This window comes from Anaerosporobacter sp., assembly GCF_031551385.1.
In the GTDB taxonomy this organism is placed as follows: Bacteria; Bacillota; Clostridia; order Lachnospirales; family Lachnospiraceae; genus Anaerosporobacter.
In genome coordinates this window covers 1-2771 of record NZ_JAVBNS010000238.1, presented here as the reverse complement: position 1 = coordinate 2771, position 2771 = coordinate 1, and the positions used below count along the sequence as shown (strand labels likewise).

Annotated in this window: 3 protein-coding genes; 2 read left to right on the top strand and 1 reads right to left on the bottom strand. The window is 34.0% G+C overall.

What is annotated here, in order from left to right; translation table 11 throughout:
• Positions 1-933 (bottom strand): ATP-binding protein (locus tag RMR19_RS18065; RefSeq protein ID WP_310604902.1); only part of this gene is annotated, 933 nt, incomplete at its 3' end.
• A gap of 263 nt (positions 934-1196) precedes the next feature.
• On the opposite strand from RMR19_RS18065, the gene RMR19_RS18060 reads away from it, so the two are divergent.
• Entirely contained in the window at positions 1197-2048 is an 852-nt protein-coding gene (locus RMR19_RS18060) for an IS3 family transposase (protein WP_310604901.1), read from the top strand.
• A 33-nt stretch (positions 2049-2081) separates the two neighbouring features.
• Positions 2082-2351 (top strand): integrase core domain-containing protein, encoded by a 270-nt coding sequence (locus RMR19_RS18055; RefSeq protein ID WP_310604900.1) that lies wholly within the window; start codon positions 2082-2084, stop codon positions 2349-2351.
• Positions 2352-2771 lie beyond the last annotated feature (420 nt).

The following is a 2771-nucleotide window of genomic DNA, read 5'->3' as shown; positions in this document are numbered from 1 at the left end:
AACTAAATTATTATAAAGTCTCCTTAAGTAGTCAGATTCAAAACTTGCATCACTGAATGCCAAAGCTGTTTTAATAATGTTTTTTAGTTCGCCAGGATAAGGCAGATTGTTTGATGTTTTCAGTATTTTTCTAAATAGTCTTGTATCCTTTGAAATACCTTTGAAATTTTTAACGAAGGATGAAAAATAATACTCAGCAACTTCAATTAAATCTTCCTTACGATATCGATTAAAATTAATAATTGCATCAAAACGTCTTGTCAACGCCTTGTCAAAATTCGCATACAAGTTTGTTGTTGCAATAATTACAATCTCTCTATTTAAATCAGTTAATCTATCAAGCTCCTTCAATATAGTTGAAGTAACTCTTCCCATTTCACGCACATCACGAGAGTTTATTCTATCAAGTGCGATTACATCTATTTCATCGAACAGAATTGCAATTCTGTTCGGGTGAGGGATCATGTTTATTTCATTAAAAACTCCTGTGATATTTTTGTTAGTTTGGCCTAATCTGCTATCAATTAAATTATCAAAATCAACATAGAACAATGTTCGATCAAGTAAGCGGGCCACATGCTTTGCTGCTTCTGTTTTCCCGCTTCCAGGTAGCCCTTCAAAGAGAAATTTATTAATGCCAATGTTATGATTCACTGCATTAATAATACCTTTTATATCATCGGATATTTCTAAAGGTAAATTTAACGGTTCTATCTCCTTAATATCTAACTGTTTCAAAAATTCACTTTCAAAATCGCTACTTTGCGGTGTGTATAAATTTGATTCTGAAATTAGCCCCATGATATATTCAGCCAGCTGATCATCCCCGATACTATCAAAATATCTTGCTATATTTATCGCTTCATTCCTAAAAGCATTCTCATTTCTTTCAACATGATATTTTATTAGGTTTAAGACATTTTGCTTTTTCATAATGGTACCCTCCAATTTTCCTATAAATTTATTATATCACTTCTTGGGACAAATTGATATACTTTTAGGACAAAAATATAATTTTATTTTAAAAGCTATTCATTTTTCATAGCTTTTATGATGATTAGCATATTTAATAATTTGCAGAACAGTTTGCTTTCTTGTTACCGGATAAGTTTATTAATGAATATGGTTCTGCGTATTTGGTTTTTGTACAATTTAAAAGACTCATGCTATACTTTTCTCAAAGGAGATGGTATAACATGAACCATAAATACACAGAGTCAGAAAAACAAACTATAATTGATCGCTACTCGTCTGGTGAATCTGTCAGTAAGATTTCTACTGACGCTGAAATTCCCCGCAGCACTTTATATGCTTGGATAAAACAATACCAGGAGGAACAGGAGAGCGGAAAGAAAGCAATAACTGCCCAGAGTTACCGGCTGCTCGAAAATAAGATAAAACGGTTGGAAGGTATTATTGAAATTTTGCAAGCTGTCGAATGTACTGTTAATGATCCACTTGAAATAAAACTTTGCCAATTGGAAACACTTTGCGGTCAATACAGCGTTCATATGCTTTGTGAAGCATTGAATGTGCCAAGAGGTACATTTTACAACCACATTATACGAAATAAACGAGACCATACTTGGTATGCGAAACGTCGGGAAGAATTCAGAATTAAAATCCAACAGGTTTATGATGACAGCAATCAAATTTTTGGAGCGGCTAAGATTGCTGCTATAATCAAAAACGAAGGATGTCGCATTAGTGTGGAAATGGTCAGGGAACTGATGCAGGATATGGGGCTTGTGAGCATACGTCAAGAAGCAAAGGACATGTATGATAAAGAAAAACGTAGGCATAAGAATTATTTGAATCAACAATTTAATACTAGAAAGCCGAATCAAGTATGGGTAAGTGATATTACATACTTCAGATATAACAATAAGAATTATTATATCTGTGCTATACTGAACTTATATGCTCGCACAATTGTTGGATACAAAGTAGGAAAAGCCAATAGCACACAATTAGTAAAAAGTACATTTAAGGCTTCATTTGAAAGTAGAAACCCCGATGAAGATTTAATCTTTCATACTGATCGTTGATCAAACTACCGCTCTAAAACTTTTTGTTGGTACTTGAAATCATTTCAAATTACACAATCATATTCGAGAGCTCATGTTCCATACGACAATTCTGTCATGGAATCTTTCTTTGCTTCTCTAAAGCGAGAGGAATTATACCGAACAAAATACCGTTCAGAAAATGAATTCAGAACGGCAGTTGATAACTATATGGAGTTTTATAATGAGAGAAGTCCTCATGCAAAAAATGGTTACAAGACACCGGAACAGAAAGAACTTGATTATGCAAGCAAACAAGCCAATTTAGAAGCCATTTCAAATTAGACAACTGGGTTCAGATTTATCCTTTTTAAGTTTTTCTGCTTCTGTTTTAAACTTTTTCGGAAATCGTGTCCAGTTTGAATTGCAAAAGCAATAGTGTCGAACCCGCATGAAATAAGGGGAATAACAGAACACCTATCGTTGTCCAAACCTTGGGGGTTCGGATTCCAATAGGTGTTTCATTGAAAATACAGTGAATTACAGTCCGTTTGGCGCTGTTTGGTCAGGTAAAACAGCAAAAACCATGATGCTGTGTCCGGTAAGTCCGCTGTCTGCTTTGCTATAATGGGTCAGCGTATGGGTCAAGAAGAAAGAGATTATAAATTGCTGATTTCCGTAGTAAAGTAAAATTTACATATGAGCTGTTATGTGTTATACTGAAAAACAAAAAACCGCTTATTTATTTTTCCGAATTATAGCGGA